At 68.0% G+C, this 17274-nt stretch carries 19 protein-coding genes; 2 read left to right on the top strand and 17 right to left on the bottom strand.

Features of this window, described 5'->3' with window-relative positions:
* The first annotated feature begins 64 nt into the window (after positions 1 to 64).
* A complete protein-coding gene (locus L1081_RS31320; RefSeq protein WP_489417368.1) occupies positions 65 to 994 on the top strand; it encodes a helix-turn-helix domain-containing protein in 930 nt (309 codons plus the stop codon).
* On the opposite strand, the gene L1081_RS31315 is transcribed toward L1081_RS31320, so the two are convergent.
* The 16 genes from L1081_RS31315 to L1081_RS31240 all read right to left on the bottom strand — a co-directional run bounded on the left by L1081_RS31315 (position 991) and on the right by L1081_RS31240 (position 15506).
* Complete coding sequence (locus L1081_RS31315; RefSeq protein WP_489417367.1) at positions 991 to 2436, bottom strand: catalase; 1446 nt, start codon at positions 2434 to 2436, stop codon at positions 991 to 993. The two genes, L1081_RS31320 and L1081_RS31315, sit on opposite strands and share 4 nt — an antisense overlap.
* A gap of 129 nt (positions 2437 to 2565) precedes the next feature.
* Positions 2566 to 2880: a GNAT family N-acetyltransferase gene (locus L1081_RS31310; RefSeq protein ID WP_124961874.1), complete on the bottom strand. Its 315-nt coding sequence runs from the start codon at positions 2878 to 2880 to the stop codon at positions 2566 to 2568.
* Positions 2881 to 2911: 31 nt separating this feature from the next.
* Entirely contained in the window at positions 2912 to 3511 is a 600-nt protein-coding gene (locus tag L1081_RS31305; RefSeq protein ID WP_489417366.1) for an AraC family transcriptional regulator, read from the bottom strand.
* A gap of 19 nt (positions 3512 to 3530) precedes the next feature.
* Positions 3531 to 4352 (bottom strand): alpha/beta fold hydrolase, encoded by an 822-nt coding sequence (locus tag L1081_RS31300; protein ID WP_489417365.1) that lies wholly within the window; start codon positions 4350 to 4352, stop codon positions 3531 to 3533.
* Between the two features lie 41 nt (positions 4353 to 4393).
* A complete protein-coding gene (locus L1081_RS31295; RefSeq protein WP_489417364.1) occupies positions 4394 to 5992 on the bottom strand; it encodes an MFS transporter in 1599 nt (532 codons plus the stop codon).
* On the bottom strand, positions 5985 to 6380 hold the full coding sequence (locus L1081_RS31290) for a DoxX family membrane protein (protein WP_489417363.1): 396 nt from the start codon (positions 6378 to 6380) through the stop codon (positions 5985 to 5987). The genes L1081_RS31295 and L1081_RS31290 overlap by 8 nt, the downstream gene beginning before the upstream one ends.
* Positions 6380 to 8272: an amidohydrolase family protein gene (locus tag L1081_RS31285; RefSeq protein ID WP_489418018.1), complete on the bottom strand. Its 1893-nt coding sequence runs from the start codon at positions 8270 to 8272 to the stop codon at positions 6380 to 6382. The genes L1081_RS31290 and L1081_RS31285 overlap by 1 nt, the downstream gene beginning before the upstream one ends.
* A gap of 104 nt (positions 8273 to 8376) precedes the next feature.
* On the bottom strand, positions 8377 to 8652 hold the full coding sequence (locus L1081_RS31280; protein ID WP_489417362.1) for a DUF1427 family protein: 276 nt from the start codon (positions 8650 to 8652) through the stop codon (positions 8377 to 8379).
* A gap of 17 nt (positions 8653 to 8669) precedes the next feature.
* Complete coding sequence (locus L1081_RS31275; RefSeq protein WP_489417361.1) at positions 8670 to 9323, bottom strand: isochorismatase family protein; 654 nt, start codon at positions 9321 to 9323, stop codon at positions 8670 to 8672.
* A gap of 140 nt (positions 9324 to 9463) precedes the next feature.
* A complete protein-coding gene (locus L1081_RS31270) occupies positions 9464 to 10183 on the bottom strand; it encodes a pirin family protein (RefSeq protein WP_489417360.1) in 720 nt (239 codons plus the stop codon).
* Between the two features lie 221 nt (positions 10184 to 10404).
* On the bottom strand, positions 10405 to 11358 hold the full coding sequence (locus tag L1081_RS31265) for an AraC family transcriptional regulator (protein WP_489417359.1): 954 nt from the start codon (positions 11356 to 11358) through the stop codon (positions 10405 to 10407).
* Complete coding sequence (locus L1081_RS31260; RefSeq protein ID WP_489417358.1) at positions 11345 to 11656, bottom strand: type II toxin-antitoxin system RelE/ParE family toxin; 312 nt, start codon at positions 11654 to 11656, stop codon at positions 11345 to 11347. Before L1081_RS31260 ends, L1081_RS31265 begins: the two co-directional genes overlap by 14 nt.
* A complete protein-coding gene (locus L1081_RS31255; protein WP_489417357.1) occupies positions 11653 to 11952 on the bottom strand; it encodes a YlcI/YnfO family protein in 300 nt (99 codons plus the stop codon). The genes L1081_RS31260 and L1081_RS31255 overlap by 4 nt, the downstream gene beginning before the upstream one ends.
* A 98-nt stretch (positions 11953 to 12050) precedes the next feature.
* Positions 12051 to 12773 carry a VOC family protein gene (locus L1081_RS31250; protein WP_489417356.1) on the bottom strand — a complete coding sequence of 241 codons (723 nt, stop codon included), beginning with the start codon at positions 12771 to 12773 and terminating at the stop codon, positions 12051 to 12053.
* A gap of 4 nt (positions 12774 to 12777) precedes the next feature.
* On the bottom strand, positions 12778 to 13752 hold the full coding sequence (locus L1081_RS31245; protein ID WP_489417355.1) for a tripartite tricarboxylate transporter substrate-binding protein: 975 nt from the start codon (positions 13750 to 13752) through the stop codon (positions 12778 to 12780).
* A 59-nt stretch (positions 13753 to 13811) separates the two neighbouring features.
* Positions 13812 to 15506 (bottom strand): thiamine pyrophosphate-dependent enzyme, encoded by a 1695-nt coding sequence (locus L1081_RS31240; RefSeq protein WP_489417354.1) that lies wholly within the window; start codon positions 15504 to 15506, stop codon positions 13812 to 13814.
* A 60-nt stretch (positions 15507 to 15566) separates the two neighbouring features.
* On the opposite strand from L1081_RS31240, the gene L1081_RS31235 reads away from it, so the two are divergent.
* Positions 15567 to 16283: a GntR family transcriptional regulator gene (locus L1081_RS31235; protein ID WP_489417353.1), complete on the top strand. Its 717-nt coding sequence runs from the start codon at positions 15567 to 15569 to the stop codon at positions 16281 to 16283.
* Positions 16284 to 16307: 24 nt separating this feature from the next.
* Here the strand turns inward: L1081_RS31235 and L1081_RS31230 are convergent, their stop codons facing one another.
* Positions 16308 to 17222 carry a LysR substrate-binding domain-containing protein gene (locus L1081_RS31230; RefSeq protein WP_489417352.1) on the bottom strand — a complete coding sequence of 305 codons (915 nt, stop codon included), beginning with the start codon at positions 17220 to 17222 and terminating at the stop codon, positions 16308 to 16310.
* Positions 17223 to 17274 lie beyond the last annotated feature (52 nt).

Genomic DNA, 17274 nt, shown 5'->3' with positions numbered 1-17274 from the left:
GCTCGACTCGGTGCAGAATCTCCAGCAAGGCACCCAGGCCTTCCATCGCAAACAAGACAGCACCATGCCCCCGTCGATCCAGGAAGCTTCCTCATCGCAGCGCCTCGATCCCGCCCCGAAGGACACCCTGGGCTGCACGGCCCATCATCTTCAACGGGACCAGGGCCTGCGCGCGAACGGGATCGCGATCCATCGCAAGACGATGGACGTGCCCCAGCTCCATCACGTGGAGACCGAGGCGAGCGCGCGCGGCGTGCTGCTCGGAGTCTCGCTGCGCGATGGCCACAGCCGGCGCATTCTCGATGGGCCCCGCGCCTCCAGCCACGATTTCGACAAGGGCTCCATCTACATCCGCAGTTTTTCGGACCGCTACCGCGCGGACATCCGGCGCCCGTTCGATTTCGTGCTGCTCGAGATCTCGCATGCCAGCCTCGAGCGGGCCATCGACGAAAAGGACGGAAAGCGCGTTGCAAGCCTCGCCCGCGTGGTGGGCGTCCGGGACGAGGTGCTGCTCAACCTGGCGGCGGCCCTGACGCCGGCACTGGAGCACCCCGCCGGCGCGAGCACGCTGTTCGTCGATCAGCTGAGTGTCGCCATGACGAGCTACCTCGTTGAAACGTACGGCGGCGCGGCCGCGACGGCGCCCCGGACCCACCGGCTCCTGTCGCGCGCGCACGAGGTGCGGGCCAAGGAGATGCTGCGCAGCAGCATCGACGGCAGCATCTCGATCACCGAGATCGCCGATGCGTGCGGTCTGTCGCGCAGCTATTTCATCCACGCCTTTCGCGAGACCACCGGGTACACGCCGCATCAATGGTTGATTGCGCAGCGGCTGGAGCAGGCTCGCGCGCTGCTCATCGACTTCGACATGCCGCTGGCGGACGTTGCGGCGGCCTGCGGCTTTGCCGATCAAAGCCACTTCACCCGCGTTTTCTCCCAGCATTCCGGCGCCCCGCCAGGCACCTGGCGGCGCAGGATGCGGGTCGGAAGCTAGAGGCCGAGCCGCTGCGCAACGCCCTCGCCCAGCGCGTGGTCGACGAGCCGGAAGTGCGCAATCTGGCGTCTCTGGATCGCCTCGGGCACCCCGGCCATCGATCTTGCGATGTTCTCGTGCAGCCGGTGCCTGTGGCCGTCGTCCATGCGGCGGTACAGGGCGGCAGCCTGCGCATGGTCCCCGAGCCCCTGGCGATCATCGAAGCGCATGGCGTCGCCGTCCAGGGGCAGCGGCGGTTCGACGAGCGTGCGGTCCGGGCGCGGTCCTCCGAACGAGTTGGGCTCATAGTAGGCATCGGTGCGGGCCGGAACGTCCAGGCGCATCGCGCCGTCCGCGTGATAGGTATGCACCGGCGACCTCGGCCGGTTCACCGGCAGGGCCTCGTGGTGCGTCCCCACGCGGTAGCGCTGTGCGTCGGCATAGGCCAGCAGCCGCCCCTGCAGCAGCTTGTCGGGCGAAAAGCAGATGCCGGGCACGATGTTGGCCGGATTGAAGGTGGCCTGCTCGACCTGCGCGAAGTAGTTGTCGGGGTTCTTGTCGAGCTCGAGAACGCCGACCTCGACGAGCGGGAACTCCCGCTGCGGCCAGACCTTGGTCGCGTCGAACGGGTTGAACGGCAGCTGCGCCGCTTGCGCCTCGTCCATCACCTGGATCTGCAGCGACCAGCGCGGAAGCTCCCCCCGCTCGATCGCGTCGAACAGGTCGCGCTGTGCGCTTTCGCGGTCGTCGGCGATCAGCTCGCGGGCCTCGGCATGTGTCAGGCACCGGATGCCCTGCAGCGTGCGCAGGTGGAACTTGGCCCAGACCCGCTCGCCGGCTGCGTTGACCAGCCCGAAGGCATGCGTGCCATAGCCGTGCATGTGGCGAAAGCCTGCCGGCAGGCCGCGGTCGGAGAACAGCATCACGATCTGGTGCAGGCTCTCGGGCGAGAGCGACCAGAAGTCCCAGATCGCCGTGGGCGAGCGCACGTGCCGCACCGGATGCCGCTTCAGCGCCCGCACCAGGTCGGGAAATTTCTGCGGATCGCGGATGCAGGCGACCGGCAGGTGGCTGCCGACCAGGTCCCAGTTGCCTTCCTCGGTGTACGCCTTGATGGCGAAGCCGCGCAGGTCGCGCTCCGCGTCCGCGCAGCCCTGCTCGCCCGCCAGCCCCGAGAAACGCACCAGCACGGGCGTGCACTGCCCCGGCTGGAGCACCCGTGCGCGCGTGTGGCGCGAGATGTCGCCCGTGATGCGCAGCGTGCCGAAGGCGGCCGCGCCCTTGGCGTGCAGCACCCGTTCCGGAATGCGTTCGCGTGCCAGGTAGGCCAGCTTCTCGCTCATCTGGTAGTCCTGCCGCAGGATCGGTCCGCGCGGACCCGCGGTGATCGAGTGCTGGCTGTCCGCGACGGGCGCGCCGCCCGCGGTGGTCAGGGTCGGGGGTCTGCTGTGGGGGTGGGTCATGGAATTCTTGATGCGGGATGTCTCGACGGGATGTGTACCGCGCCGACGCGCCCGTGTCTTGAACAAGAGTCGCCCGCCTTGAATGCCCCCGGGGGGCGCACGAATGTGCAAAGCAGCCGCCAGGCCGCCTCAGAGGCCCAGCAGCGTGCGGCCTTCGCCGGCCAGCAGGTCGTGCGTCTCGGGATGCGAGCGCATGTAAGCCGCGAACACCGGGCACTGCGGAATGACGCGCAGGCCGCGCTCGCGCGCGGAAGCCAGGCCCGCGAGCACCAGCTGCCGGGCCACGCCCTGCCCTTGCAGTGCCTCGGGCACCAGCGTGTGGATGAAGGTGATGACGTCGCCCGCCAGGCTGTAGATCGCGACCGCGCGTTCGCCTTGCGATGCGAACTCGAAACGGTGCTTCGACGGGTTGTCTTGAACGGAGGGTGAGGAAGGCGTGGTCATGAAAAAGGTCCTGGATGGTCGGAGGTGGCGTTCAGTGCATGCACCGCGAATGCCGCGGGGCTTGGGACGCGGCCGCATCGCCGGTGGCCGTGTTCCCGAAGCGATGGACCAGGTGCGCGCAGATCGCGATCGCCAGGTGCTCGCTCGTCGCCGAGCTCGCGCGCTGCGGCCCCTCGAGCAAGGCCAGCACCGCCGCGCCCAGGTTTCCCATCACGGGATCGACCAGCCCCGGCGCGCAGGCAAGGCCGCTCACGCGCGCCAGCCCCGCCGCATCGGTCACGGCGTCCACCAGCGCGCGCGGCACGTAGAAATGAAGGGCGTCCAGCGGACTGCCCAGGTAGCTCGCCACCTCGTCGCGCAGGTCGACGATGCTGATCGCCCCGGGCACGTAGCCGCGCACCACCGAAGGCCGGCCCCGCACCCAGAGCTCGTGGTGGCTGACGCCGGCAAGGTGCAGGGTCACGGCGAAGGCGTCCTGCGGCGGGATCTCCTGCTTCATGCCCAGCTGGTCGGGCAGGCAGGTGATGCGCGTGGCAACGAAGGGCGTCTTCGGCGCGGGCAGCATGACGAGGGCGGGCGCGGAAGGCAGTTCGAAGTACCGCCCCAGGAGATCGCCGTAGGCGCCTTGCATGCCCGCGTCCGGCGAACGGTCAGGCCTGGATGAACGCCAGCAGGTCGGCGTTCACCTGGTCCTTGTGCGTGGTGCAGGTGGCATGCGGCGCGCCGGCGTAGACCTTGAGCTGGCTGCCCTTGATCATCTCGGCCGCGAGCTTGCCCGTGGCCTCGATGGGCACCACCTGGTCGTCGTCGCCGTGGATCACGAGCGTGGGCACGTCGATCTTCGCCATGTCGGGGCGGAAGTCGGTCTCGGAGAACGCGGTCACGCAGTCGATGGTGGCCTTGGCCGAGGCCTGCAGCGCGATCTGCAGCGTCTGCTTGAAGATGCCCTGCGACACCTTCGCGCCGGGGCGGTTGGTGCCGTAGAAGAGCGTGCTGAAGTCATCGAGGAACTGCGGGCGGTCGGCGGCCAGGCCTGCGCGGATGCCGGCGAACACCGACGCGTCGGGCCCCACGGGATGGTCGGGCGTCTTCATGAACAGCGGCGTCACGGCGCTGATGAGCGCGAGCTTCGCCACGCGCGCGCTGCCCTTGCGCGCGATGTAGCGCGCCACGTCGCCGCCGCCCATCGAGAAGCCTGCGAGGATCACGTCCTTCAGGTCGAGCTTCTCGATCAGCTCGGCGATGTCGTCGGCGAAGGTGTCGTAGTCGTAGCCGGTCCACGGCTGGCTGGAGCGGCCGAAGCCGCGGCGGTCGAAGGCGATCGCGCGGTAGCCGCGTTCGGCGAAGAACAGCATCTGGGCGTCCCACATGTCGGCGCTCAGCGGCCAGCCGTGGCTGAAGAGAATGGGCTGGCCCGAGCCCCAGTCCTTGTAGTAGAGCTCGGTGCCGTCGCGCAGTGTGAGTGTGGTCATGGTTTTTCCAGTTTGACGAAAAGAAAGAGAGAAGAAGGAAATCAGAGAGACAGGAAGTGGTGCACCTCGGGCTTGCCGGGGCCGATGTGAAAGCGCGTGGCCTCGCCTTGCAGGTCCGCATCGGCATGCGACACACGGTGGTGCTGGCGCAGGTGCTCGGCCCAGGACTCGACCAGGAACCACTCCATCACGCGCTCCGGGTCGCCGGTGTGCTCGGTCACGCCCCAGGCGTAGGCGCCGTCGCGCCGGCGCTCCAGCGACAGCCGCTTCATCGCATCGAGAAACGCCGGGCGGTCTTCCTTGCGGATGCGGTACTCGACCTGCACCATCACGGGGCCGCGGTCGTGCGCGACGGGCTCGGCGACCAGCGGCTCGGGCCAGTGGTTCGAGGGCTGCAGGTCCGACTCGCCGGTGGGCAGGCGTGCGCGGTGGAACAGCAGGGCCATGACGGCCAGGCCGGCGGCGCCCGCCACCAGCGTGTACGGCACGCCGATCTCCTGCGCGACCAGGCCCCAGCCCAGGCTGCCGGCCGCCATCGCGCCGTTGAAGACGGTCAGGTAGACCGCCAGCCCTCGGCCGCGCACCCAGTTCGGCAGGATCGATTGCGCCACGCCGTTGAGCGTGGTGAGCGCAATGATCCAGCCCAGGCCCAGCACCAGCAGCAACAGCACCGCGAGCCACTGCGGCGGCGCGAAGACCAGGCTGCCCATCACGCCGGCGGTGAGCAGCGAGGCCAGCAGCAGCATGCCGTCGGCATCGAGCCGCGCGCGCAGCCGCGGCATCACCAGCGCGCCGCCGATGGCGCCCGCACCCACGGCGCCGAGCAGGATGCCGTAGAAGCCGGCGCTCCCGCCGAGCATCTGGCGCGCCACCAGCGGCAGCAGCGCCCAGACCGAGCTCGCGAACAGGAAGAACACCGCCGCGCGCAGCAGCACGCGGTGCAGCTCGCGGCTGGCGCGCGTGTAGCGCAGGCCGGCGCGGAAGGCACCCAGGAAGTTCTCGGACAGGCCGCTGTCGACGGCCGCCGGGCGCTTCCACCACAGCAGCGCCGCGATCACGAACATATAGCTGAGCACGTCGATGCCGTAGGTGACGGCGGCGCCGAAGCTCGCGAGGATCAGGCCGCCCGCGGCCGGGCCGATGGAGCGCGCGATGTTGATGCCCAGCGAGTTCAGCGCCACCGCGTTCTTGAGGTCGGCGCGCGGCACCAGCTCGGGCACGATCGACTGCCACGTCGGCCCCATCAGCGCCGCGCCGATGCCGCCGACGAAGGTCAGCGCAATCAGGTACTCGACGGTGAGCGAGCCGGTGTGCGAGAGCAGCAGCAGCGTGCCGCTCACGGCCGCCAGCACCAGCTGCACGAAGATCAGGAAGCGCCGCCGGTCGAGGATGTCGGACAGCACCCCGGCCGGGATCGCGAGCAGGAAGATCGGCAGCGTGGCCGCGGTCTGGATCAGCGCCACCGCCGTGGGGCTGGCCGACAGGTCGGTCACCAGCCACGAGCTCGCCACGTCGCGCATGAAGCTGCCGATGTTGCCGAGCACGGTGGCCGCCCACAGCACGGCAAAGACCGGCTGTCGCAGCGGTGCGAAGCTGCTGCTCGGCTTCGTGGCCTGGGTGGCACCCGCGGGATCAGCCATTCGCGCGCTCCTTCAGGTCGTGCCAGGCCACCAGCACGAAGCCGCCGACCAGGCCCAGGTGCTCGAAGAAGGAATTGGCCGCCATGAAGCGCTCCGGTTGCGGCATTTCCCAGAAGCGCAGTGCCACGAAGGTTGCCATCAAGGTGAAGCCTGCGAGCGCCAGCGCACCGAGCCAGCGATGGAAGCCCGTGAGGATGAGCGCGGCGGCGCCGAGTTCCAGCACGATCACCGCTGCGGCCAGCGGCCCCGCGGGCGACAGGCCGAAGTGGTTCATCTCGGCGATGGCCGCGTTGAAGTCCATGGCCTTGTTGAGCCCGCCCTGCAGGTAGGCCGCGCACAGCAGCAGCAAGGCGAGCCAGCGCACGGCGGGCGAAATGGTCCAGCGCATCACACCGCCCAGCAGGCGCAGCCGAGCGCGCCCCAGAAGCTCTTGAGGTCGGCGATCGGCAACTTGCTGCTCCAGGCCGTCGCATGCTGGTGGCCGTGCACGTTGCAGTCGTTGGCGCAGGCGCAGGACATGGCCGCGTGGCGCATCGCCTTCTGCAGCGGTGCGCCCTCGGCGGCATCGCCCCAGCCGGCGTAGCCGCCGAAGCGGCGCACCGGCGACCAGTCGGGCATGGCCGGCGGCGGCGCGCCTTCGTCGTGCGCGGCGAACGGGCCGGCGCCGTAGACCACCTTGCCGCCGACCATGGTCAGGAGCGCGGTGGTGTCGGCAATCTCCGATTCGGGGCAGGCGAAGAAGTCGCGGTCGGGCACCACGAGGTCGGCAAACATGCCGGCTTCGATGCGGCCCTTCTTGCCGACCTCGTTGGAGAACCAGGTCACGTTCTCGGTCCACATCCGCAGCGCGGCCTCGCGGTCCAGGCAGTTGCGCTGCGGATACAGCTGCATGCCGCCCACCGTCTTGCCCGTGACCAGCCACGAGAGCGACACCCATGGGTTGTACGAGGCGACGCGCGTCGCATCGGTGCCGGCCGACACCTTCACGCCCTTCTCGAGCATGCGCTTGACCGGCGGCGTGGCCTCGGCCGCGCCGGCGCCGTAGCGCTCGACGAAGTATTCGCCCTGGTAGGCCATGCGGTGCTGCACCGCGATGCCACCGCCCAGCGCGGCGATGCGGTCGATCGATTTTTCCGAGATGGTTTCGCAATGGTCGAAGAACCAGTTCAGGCCGGCGAGCGGCGTGTCGCGGTTCACCTTCTCGAACACGCCGAGCGCGCGATCGATGGTCTCGTCGTAGGTGGCATGCAGGCGCCACGGCCACTTGTTCTGCACCAGCACGCGCACCACCTCTTCGAGATCGCCCTCCATCTCGGGGGCCATGTCGGGGCGCGGCTGGCGGAAGTCCTCGAAGTCGGCGGCCGAGAACACCAGCATCTCGCCCGCGCCGTTGTGGCGGAAGTAGTCGTCGCCCTGCTTGTACTTCGAGGTGGCGGTCCAGTGGAGGAAGTCCTCCTTCTCCTGCTTGGGCTTCTGCGTGAACAGGTTGTAGGCCAGGCGGATGGTGAGCTGGCCGGCATCGGCCAGCTGCTGGATCACCTGGTAGTCCTCGGGAAAATTCTGGAAGCCGCCGCCCGCGTCGATGGCGCCGGTCACGCCCAGGCGGTTGAGCTCGCGCATGAAGTGGCGCGTGGAATTGAGCTGGTATTCGAAGGGCAGCTTCGGGCCCTTGGCCAAGGTTGCGTAGAGGATCGACGCATTGGGCTTGGCCAGCAGCAGTCCGGTCGGGTTGCCGGCCGCGTCGCGCACGATCTCTCCGCCGGGCGGCGCGGGCGTGTCCTTGGTGTAGCCGACGGCGCGCAGGGCGGCGCCGTTGAGCAGCGCACGGTCGTACAGGTGCAGCAGGAACACCGGCGTGTCGGGTGCCACCGCGTTGAGCTCCGCGATGGTCGGCAGGCGCTTCTCCACGAACTGGTGTTCGGTAAAGCCGCCCACCACGCGCACCCATTGCGGCGCAGGCGTGACGGCCACCTGGCGCCTGAGCATGCCCATGGCGTCGGCCAGGCTGCGCACGCCGTCCCAGCGCAGCTCCATGTTGAAGTTGAGGCCGCCACGGATGATGTGCAGGTGGTTGTCGATGAGCCCCGGCAGCACGCGCTTGCCGTGCAGGTCGATCGCGCGGGTGTGGCTGCCGGCCAGCGGCAGCACGTCTTCGCTGCGGCCCACACGCAGGAAGCGGCCATCCTTGATGGCCACGGCGCTCGCCGTGGGATTGGCGCGGTCCAGCGTGGTGAAGCGGCCGTTGTGCAGGATCAGGTCGGGGGTGGCGGTACCAGCCATGTCGGGTTTCCTTCGGGTGGTTTGCGCGCTTGCCGTTCCGGCAAGGGCGGCGGCGCCCAGCGTGCCCAGGCACAGCCGGCGGCGTTGTTCGTCGAGCGGATCGTTCATGCGTCTTTGCGCGCAGAGGCGCCCGGCTCGGCCTTGGCGCATTGCGGCAGTTCGCCGAACACATGCGGCTTGACCTGGTGCTGCAGCCACGACGTCGCAGCGGCCTGCGGCTTGATCACGCTCTTGATGAGCGGCGGGATCTGCTCGCCGAGCAGTATCCCGAGCAGCCCCACCAGGGCGATGACCGGCGGGGCCGGCGAGCGCACCTGGAACAGTGCGTAGATCACGCCGACCAGCAGGCCAAGCGCGAGCGACAGGACGTAGGGCTTCATCTTGTTCACCGCGGCGTTCAGCCTTCGTGGGCGCCGAACATGGTCTTCGCGTAAGTCACGCCCAGACCATAAGCACCACCGAATTTCTTGGCAATGCCGGTGGTCATTTCGTAGGTGTCGGTGCGGGCCCAGTCGCGCTGCAGCTCGAGAAGGTATTGCAGCGAGGTCATCGGCTGCGCGCCGGCCTGCACCATGCGGTCCATCGCACGGTTGTGCGCCTCGGCCGAGACGTCGCCGCAGGCGTCGGCGATCACATACACCTCGAAGCCCTGGTCGATGGCCGACAGCGCCGGGCCCACGATGCACACGCCGGTCCACAGGCCCGCGAGCACGATGCGCTTCTTGCCGATCTCGTTCACGCGCTCGATCACGGCGGCGTCTTCCCAGGTGTTCATCGAGGTGCGGTCGAGCATCTTCTGGCCCGGGAAGGCGTCGGTGATCTCGCTGAACATCGGGCCCGAGAAACTCTTCTCGGCCACCGTGGTCAGGATGGTGGGCACCTTGAAGCCGGCCGCGGCCTGCGCCACCAGAGCGGCGTTGTTGCGCAGGTTCACCGCATCGATGGAGTGCGTGGCAAAGGCCATCTGCGACTGGAAGTCGATCATCACCAGCGTGTGGTCGGTGGGAGTGAGCAGCTTGGCGCCGGCGGCGGGGGTGGCTTGGATGGACATGGGACTCTCCGTGAGTTGACGATAAAAAGGGGGCTTTTCCGTGCCATGCATCCTCGTTTCTGCGAGAACGCATGTCTTGTCGATTAGTGAGGCCGTTTGGACATTTGCCGTCCGCGCCGGCCGACGGCGCGCATGGGTTGTCAGAAGGAAGGCAACTCGTTCGGCCGCAGGTCGAACACCAGCACCTCGGCGCCTTCGCCGCGCGCCAGGTCGATGCGCTGTTCGCCCCGCACGCGCGCGCCGTCGCCCTCGCCCAGCCGCTGGCCGTTGACTTCGACGCTGCCGCGCGCCACATGCACATAGGCATGGCGGTTGGGGCCGAGCGTGAGCGACGTGGTTTCATCGTCGTCGAACAGGCCCGCGTAGACGCGGGCGTCCTGATGCACGGCGAGCGAGCCGTCGCTGCCTTCGGGCGAAATGATCAGCCGCAGCCGGCCGCGCTTTTCTTCCGGCGCGAAATGCACCTGCTGATAGCGGGGCGCGACGCCCTTGGCATTCGGCGTGATCCAGATCTGCAGAAAGCGCAGCGGGTCGGTGGCGGACGAATTGAACTCGCTGTGGCGCACGCCGGTGCCCGCGCTCATCATCTGCACGTCGCCGGGGCGGATGACGGAGCCCGTGCCCATCGAGTCCTTGTGCTCGAGCGCACCCTCGAGCACGTACGAGAAGATCTCCATGTCGCGGTGCGGGTGGGTGCCGAAGCCGCGGCCCGGATGCACACGGTCGTCATTGATCACCAGCAGATCCGAGAAGCCTTCCTGCGCCGGGTCGTGGTAATGGCCGAAGGAAAAAGTGTGGCGAGACTTCAGCCAGCCGAAGTCCGCGAGTCCACGGTCGTCGGCATTGCGAATTTCCAACATGATTCAAGCCTTTCTGATTCGATGAATTCGATTGAACTCAAAACAGGTCTCGAAGGAAATCTCCGAGCTAGGACTGAATCTTCTTCCCTCAACGAGGGTCTGTTGGCGAAACTTTTTGGCAGCAATGATCGAAGTTTTCGATCATCGTTTTGGGGCGTGTCTCAGATGCGCCAGACAGGGCTCGCCCACGCCGCCGCGGGATGCTTGCGGCGGCAGGGGCTTCAGTCGGCCCGGCTGCGGCGCCAGCGTGCCGGCGAGGTACCTGTGCGGGCCGAGAACACGCGGGTCAGGTGGCTCTGGTCGGCAAAACCGCAAGCCATCGCCACTTGCGCGATCGAGAGCTCGGGGTCCTGCAGCAGGCGCTGCGCCGTCTCGATGCGCTGGCCCACCAGCCAGGCATGCGGCGTCTGCCCGGTGGTCTGCTTGAAGGCCTTGCTGAAGTGGCTGCGCGACAGCGCGCATTCGCGCGCCGCATCGGCCAGCGATACGTCACCCGCAAGGTGCTGGATCAGGAAAGCCTTCGCGCGGCGCTCCTGCCAGGGCGCAAGCCCCCGCGTCCGTACAGGCGCGGTGCCGCCCACATCGCCGTAGACATGGACCACATGCGCCTTCAAGGCCAGCGCCACATGGTCCACGAACAGCCGGCTCGCCTCCTGCGGATGCATCAGCACGGGCAGCATCGCGCGGCCCAGGTTGGCGATCACGGGGTCCACCGTGCCGGCATCGCAGCGCAGCCCGTTGACGCGACGGGGCATCTCCATCTCTTCGGCGAACGCATCGAGCGTGGCGCGCGACAAGTGGAAGAACATAGAGTGAAACGGGCTGCTGACATATGCCGACGCGCGCTGCGACAGGTCGGCGATGTGGAAGGCGCCTTCCCGCTGCAGGCCCAGTTGGCGTGAATCGCCGTCCCGGACGATGCGCCGGCTGCCGCCCGGATTGATTTCCACGCTGAGCAGGAAGGCGTCTTCGGCCGGCAGAGGCGCCAGCACGAACAGGTGCGGCAACTCATAGTGCATGCGCGCAACGCCCAGTTCGCACCCCCGGCGCGTCCTGCTCACGAGCGACTGCACCGCGTCCACGCCGTACTGCATGGCCAGACGTTGGCCAAGCTGGCAGCCGGAAGGAAGAATGGAACCAGCCGACTGGGTGGAGCCCCATCTAGTGATAGTCATCTTCGCGCTGGTGGCGGACCGCAGCCACCACGACCTCTTGTTCGCTGATGATTCGAAACAACGCCACATATCCGGAAGCCCCAAACGGGACGACCAGTTCGCGCTCGAGCGGGTCGGCATCGGCAATGCGGCAGGTGAACGGGTTTGTCTCCAGAATTCGAAACTCTGTGCGGATGGCCGATATTGCATGGCTCGGCAGATCCAGATCTCCATGCCGCAGAGCGGACTCGATGAGAAAGTCCTCAAGATGCAGGAGATCCTCGAGCGCTTCGCGCGTCAGGGTGACTGCATAGGTCACGAGCGATCGGCCTTGCCGCGCTGCCCCTGCGCAAGTTGCGAAATGCGCGCATCGAGGCGCGCCTGCATCGCGTCGAGTGCGTCCTTGGCAGAATAGTACTCGCCGCTCTTCTTCGCACGCTTCAGTGATTCGCGGCCACGCGCCAGGAACTCTTGCTGAGATTTGCGCCGCTGAGCAGCCTGCACTGCCGCGTTTTCCACGAACTGCGACAGGCTTTCTCCTTGGCGGAGAACGCTCTCGATTTCATCGCGAACCGATTGCTCGACGCGCACGGGAGGCAACTGGGCGGTCTTCATGCAAGCCATTGTAGCGCAATTGCTATGCGAAGCGAGCGACAGGACTGCATTGTTGACGCCGTCGCGGTAAACATGAGGGCCTCACGGGCCAAAAATGCCTACCGGACGTGAATCGCAACCCCGTGCGTGAGCGCCGGATCGAACCGCAAGCCCTCGCGGGGCGCATCGACCGACAACGTGATCGCGCCCGGCCCTTCGCCGCGCGCCCTGTCCCGCTCCGCATGCAGCGCAATCTCGCAGCCCTGCAGCCGCACGACACCGGCCTCCACGGCGTCGGGGCCCAGCAGCATGCGGTAGCGCGCCAGGCTGGCCGCCATGTCCCGCACCATGACCTGGACGGCGGCGATGCCTGTTGCGCCGTTGGGATGGCGTCGGACCTCGCCTTCGGGCACCCGAAGCGACCTTGGCGTGATGTCGGCGCACAGGAACGGCAGGTCATGGCGCTGCTGGCGCGCCGAGCTCCACGCGATGCGCACGCCATCGGGCCGATTCCGCGCGCCGGGCACGGCCGTGAGTTCGACCAGGCCGCGTTCGCGTGCATCGGCCGTGGCCGCATCGATGTCGCGCGGCAGCAGCGCGAAGTCGACCAGGCCCTCGCCCGCCGCCTCCAGCACGCGCCACCAGCGCTCTTCGGGTGAAGGCGCCGAATATGCGATCAGCTCCAGATAGCTGCCGTCCTCGAACACGATCAGCGCATTGGCGGTGTTGCGTCCCGGATGCTTGCCGCCCGCGGCCACGGTGAAGCCGGCGCGCCGGTAGTCGGCCATCGCCTGCTCCAGCGAGGCCACCGCGATCACCACATGGTCCAGCGCCATGACCATGGTTTCACTCCTCCAGCTTGAGCCGGGTTTCGCGCACGAAGGCGGCCCAGCGCTCGTACTCGGCGCGGGCATGCCTGTCGACGCCGGCGCTGTCCGTGGCCATGACCTCGAAGCCTGCCTGGGTGAGCTTGCCATGGACCTCGGGTGCTCGCAGCGCGGCGCGGAATCCCTCGGTCAGCGTGGACAGCTTGTCGGCCGGCGTGCCCGAGGGCGCGAAGATGCCGATCCAGGAATAGGCCTCGAAGCCCGGAAAGCCGGACTCGGCCACCGTGGGCACGTCCGGCAGTTCGGGCAGGCGCTTCGCACCGGTGACGGCCAGCGGCTTGATCTTGCCTGCGGCGATCTGGCCCTTGAGCGCGGCGTAGCTCAGCAGCGTGAGCTGCGAGACGTCGCCCAGCACGGCTTGCACCGCCGGTCCGCCGCCGCCGTAGGGCACGTGCAGCACGTAGATGCCGGCGCGGCGCTTGATGTCTTCCATGACCAGGTGGTTCATGGAGCCCACGCCGGTGGATGCGTAGCTGTAGCGCGCGGGTTCCTTGCGCGCACTGGCAATGAAGCTGCGCAGGTCCTTGGCCGGCACGGAGGCCGAGGCGCCGATCACGAGCGGAAAGCGCACCGCCAGGGTGATGCCGGCAAAGTCCTTGAAAGTGTCGTAGGGCAGCCTGGCCTTGGCGATGGGATTGATCGCGTGCGTGTCGAAGCTCACCAGCACCGTGTTGCCGTTGGGCGCCGACTTGGCGACGTAGTTGGTGGCCAGCTGGCTCGCCGCGCCGGGCTTGTTCTCTACCACGACCGGGCGGCCCAGGCGCTTTTCGAGTTCGGGCTGCATGATGCGCGCGGCGATGTCGGTGCTGCCGCCGGGCGGAAAGGTGACGACCATGTGCAGCGGCGCGTCCGAGGACTGCGCTGCCGCGCCGCCGCACAAGCCAGCGGCGGCCGCGGCCGCCAGGACCTGGCGTCTGTTGAATCGGATCTGCATCTTCTGTTGGCCTTTCATCAATGCTGCGCGTGAAGCCTGGATCTCGGTGAAGCGGCGACTCAGCCCATCCACTGGCTGACCGGCACGGCCGTGTCTTGCAGCTGTTGCGAGATCACGTCCACCAGCGCCGGGCCGTCGTGCGCCAGTGCCGCCTTCAGCGCCGGCTCCAGCTCGGCGGGGTCCTCGACCCGCCAGGCCTTCACGCCGAAGGCCTCGGCCACGCGCGCGTGGTCGGTGCGGTCGAAATCCACCGAGAAGTAGCGCGCCTCGTAGCCCGTCTTCTGGCTGGCCTTGATCCAGCCGAACACCGAATTGGAAAACACGATCATCTTCAGCGGCACGCCGCGCCGCACGATGGTTTCCATCTCGCCGCAGGTGAAGCCGAAGCTGCCGTCGCCCATGATCGAGACCACCATGGCGTCGGGCCGGCCGAAGGCGGCACCGACGCCGGCGGCCATGGAAAAGCCGAGTGCGCCGTGGGCGCGGTTGGTGATGAAGTGGCGGCCCGCTTGCGGCGCATCGAAATAGGCCGCGAAGTACGGGCATGGCGTGCCTGGGTCGGCCACCACCACGGCTTTGGCCGGCAACAGGCGGTTCAGCGCATCCACCACGCGCTCGGGCTTGATGGGTCGGTCGGCAGAGTGCGCCAGGCTGGCGAAGAAGGCCTGCTTGCGCACGCGGCTGCGCGCCACGATGGCTCGGCCGTCGACCGCATCGGCCGGGCGCTGCGCGCTGCGCGCATGCACCGCGTCAGCCAGCGCCGCCAAGCCCAGGCGCGCGTCGCCCACCAGGGCCACGTCGGTCCGGTAGTTGGTGGCGATGGTGCCTGGGTCGATGTCCAGGTGCAGGATGGCGACCTCGCGCGCCGGCATCTTCCAGTGCTCGGTGGTGGTGGAGCCCGCGCGCGCCCCGACGAAGAGCACCAGATCGGCCTGGGCGATCACGTCGCGCGTGGCCTCCACGCCGCCGTTGGTGCCGATCACGCCGGCATTGAGCGGATGGCTGCCGGGCAGGCTGCCGCTGCCGCTGATCGTGAGGCAAACGGGCGCATTCAGCCGGGTGGCCAGCGTCTCGAGCGCGGTGTGGGCGCCGGAGATGACCACGCCTCCGCCGCACACGATGACCGGGCAGCGCGCCGCCGCCAGCATGGCCGCCGCGCGCTCGACCTCGGCGGGGTCCGGCGCGAAGCGATAGGCCGGGTAGCGGTCGTGCCCCGGCTGGGCCCAGACCTCCGAGGGATCGATGGCGTGCTTCTGCACGTCGTAGGGCAGGCAGATGTGCGTGGCGCCGGGCCGGCCCGTGACCATGGCGCGGAAGGCGCTGCGCACCGCATGCGGGATCTGGTCCACGCGGTCGACGGTGGTGTTCCACTTGGTCAGCGGCTGGTAGAGCGCCTGCTGGTCCAGTTCGGTCAACGGAAACTTGCCGCGCGCCCCCACCGACACGTCGGAGGTGATGCCCAGCACCGGGATGGCCGACTCGTTGGCTTCCACCAGGCCGGGCAGCAGATAGGTGGCGCCGCCGCCGCTGGGGCCTTCGCAGATGCCGGGCCTGCCCGTCACGCGCGCATAGGCGTCGGCCATGTAGGCCGCGCTGCGCTCGTCGCGCGTGAGCACGTGGTCGATGCCGTGGTCCAGGCGCGCCAGCGCGTCATAGAAGGGAAGGCTGGTGTCGCCGCACAATCCGAAGATGTGCTTGACGCCGTTGAGTTGCAGCATGCGCACCATCGCATCGGCGCCGTTCATGGAAGACATTCTCGATAAGCTCCAGCGGATCGTGATCAGTTAAGAATTCATTTCAGTATACTTAAAAACATGCCAAGCACAAGCAGGCGCGGGGCATCCGCGCCCATCTCCAAAATGCGCCGCGAACGCGGCTCGGGTGTTCTCGAGGCGCTGCGCAAGATGGCGATCTCCTACCAGCTCAAGCCCGGCGAGCGCCTGAGCGAGATCGAGCTGTCGCAGCGCCTGGGTGTGAGCCGCACCCCCGTGCGCGAAGCCTTGGCCCGCCTGGTGAACGACGGCTTCCTGCTGCCTGCGTCGCGCGGCTTCGTTCGGCGGCCGCTCGATGTCCAGGAGACGCTCGACCTGTACGAGGCCCGCGTGGCCGTCGAAAGCGCCTGCCTGTCACTGGCGATCCAGCGGGCCACCGACGAGGAGATCGCCCAGGCCAAGGCCTACCTGGCCGCCAGCCAGAAGGCCGCGCCGGACACGCCGGTGGAGCAATTGGTCGAACTCGACGAGGGATTCCACCTGCGCATCGCGGACATGGCGCGCAACCAGGAACTGCGCCGAATGCTGGGCGTGCTCAACGAACGGATCCGGTTCATCCGCTGGATCGACATGGAGAACGTGGGGCGCAATGCCACGCAGAAGGAGCACCTGCAGATCCTCAAGGCCCTGCAGGCGCGCGACGAGGCGGCGGCGCAACAGGCGCTCAAGGCGCACATCGGGCTGCGCAAGGAGCAGATCGTGGAGGCGATTGCCAAGGGGCTGGCGAGGATCTACCTGCCACCCGAGGCCGTGCGCTGAAAGACACCCGGCGCCGGCGCAAGCTCAAACCGGCCCACCCTCCCCATGAAGCCGCACGATCAAGGCGCGCAGCCACGCAACGGCGGGGTCCCGGTGATAGCGGCCGTGCCAGAACAGGCTGATCGCAATTTCGGGCAGCCTGGCCGGATGCCGCACATGGGACAGGCCGAACGGTTCGGCCAGGGCCTGGGCGAGCCGCTCGGGCACTGTGGCCACCAGGTCGGAGCCGTGCAGGATATGGCCGACCGCGACGTAGTGCGGCACGGTCAGGACGACCTTGCGCACGATCTTCTTGCGGCTGAGAAGCTCGTCCGCCTTGCCGTGGCCGGTTCCCTCCGAGACCACGACCACATGATCGGCCTTTGAGAACTCGGCCAGCGAGATCTGGCGCTTGTCGAGCGCATGCCCCCGGCGAAACATGCAGACGTAGTGCTGCTTGAACAGCCTCCGCTGGAAGTAGCCGCTCTTGAGCTGCGGCAGCAGGCCGATGGCCAGCGTGACGTGGCCGGATTCCATCTCGTCCTGGAGATTGACCGCCGTGTTGCGAACGGTGCTGATCGAGAGACCCGGCGCCACGCGCGCCAGCTCCTGCATCAGCTTGGGCAGGAAATAGATCTCCCCGATGTCGGTCATGCCGATGGTGAAGGCGCGTGTGGAGGTGGCCGGATCGAACGAGCTCCGCTGGTTGATGGCGGCATGGATCGTCTGCAGCGCGCTCGCGGTCGGCGCGGCCAGCTGCTCGGCGAAAGGCGTCGGCTCCATGCCCTTGGGCGTTCGAAGAAACAGCGGGTCGTCGGTGAGCTTGCGCAGGCGCGCCAGCGCGTTGCTCACGCCCGGCTGCGAGAGGCCGAGATTTGTCGCCACTTTCGACACCCGCCGATCGATCAGCAACTGGTTGAACACCACCAGCAGGTTGAGGTCGATGTCCTTGAGCTCCACGGCGTCCCCATTCGCGAAATCTATATAAAGTATTCGGCACATTCTATTGAAC

Source organism: Variovorax sp. MSC1_012 (assembly GCF_023667525.1).
Classification (GTDB): domain Bacteria; phylum Pseudomonadota; class Gammaproteobacteria; order Burkholderiales; family Burkholderiaceae_C; genus Variovorax; species Variovorax beijingensis_B.
Note: the sequence above shows the minus strand (reverse complement) of the source record. Positions and strands in the feature narration are given on the sequence as shown.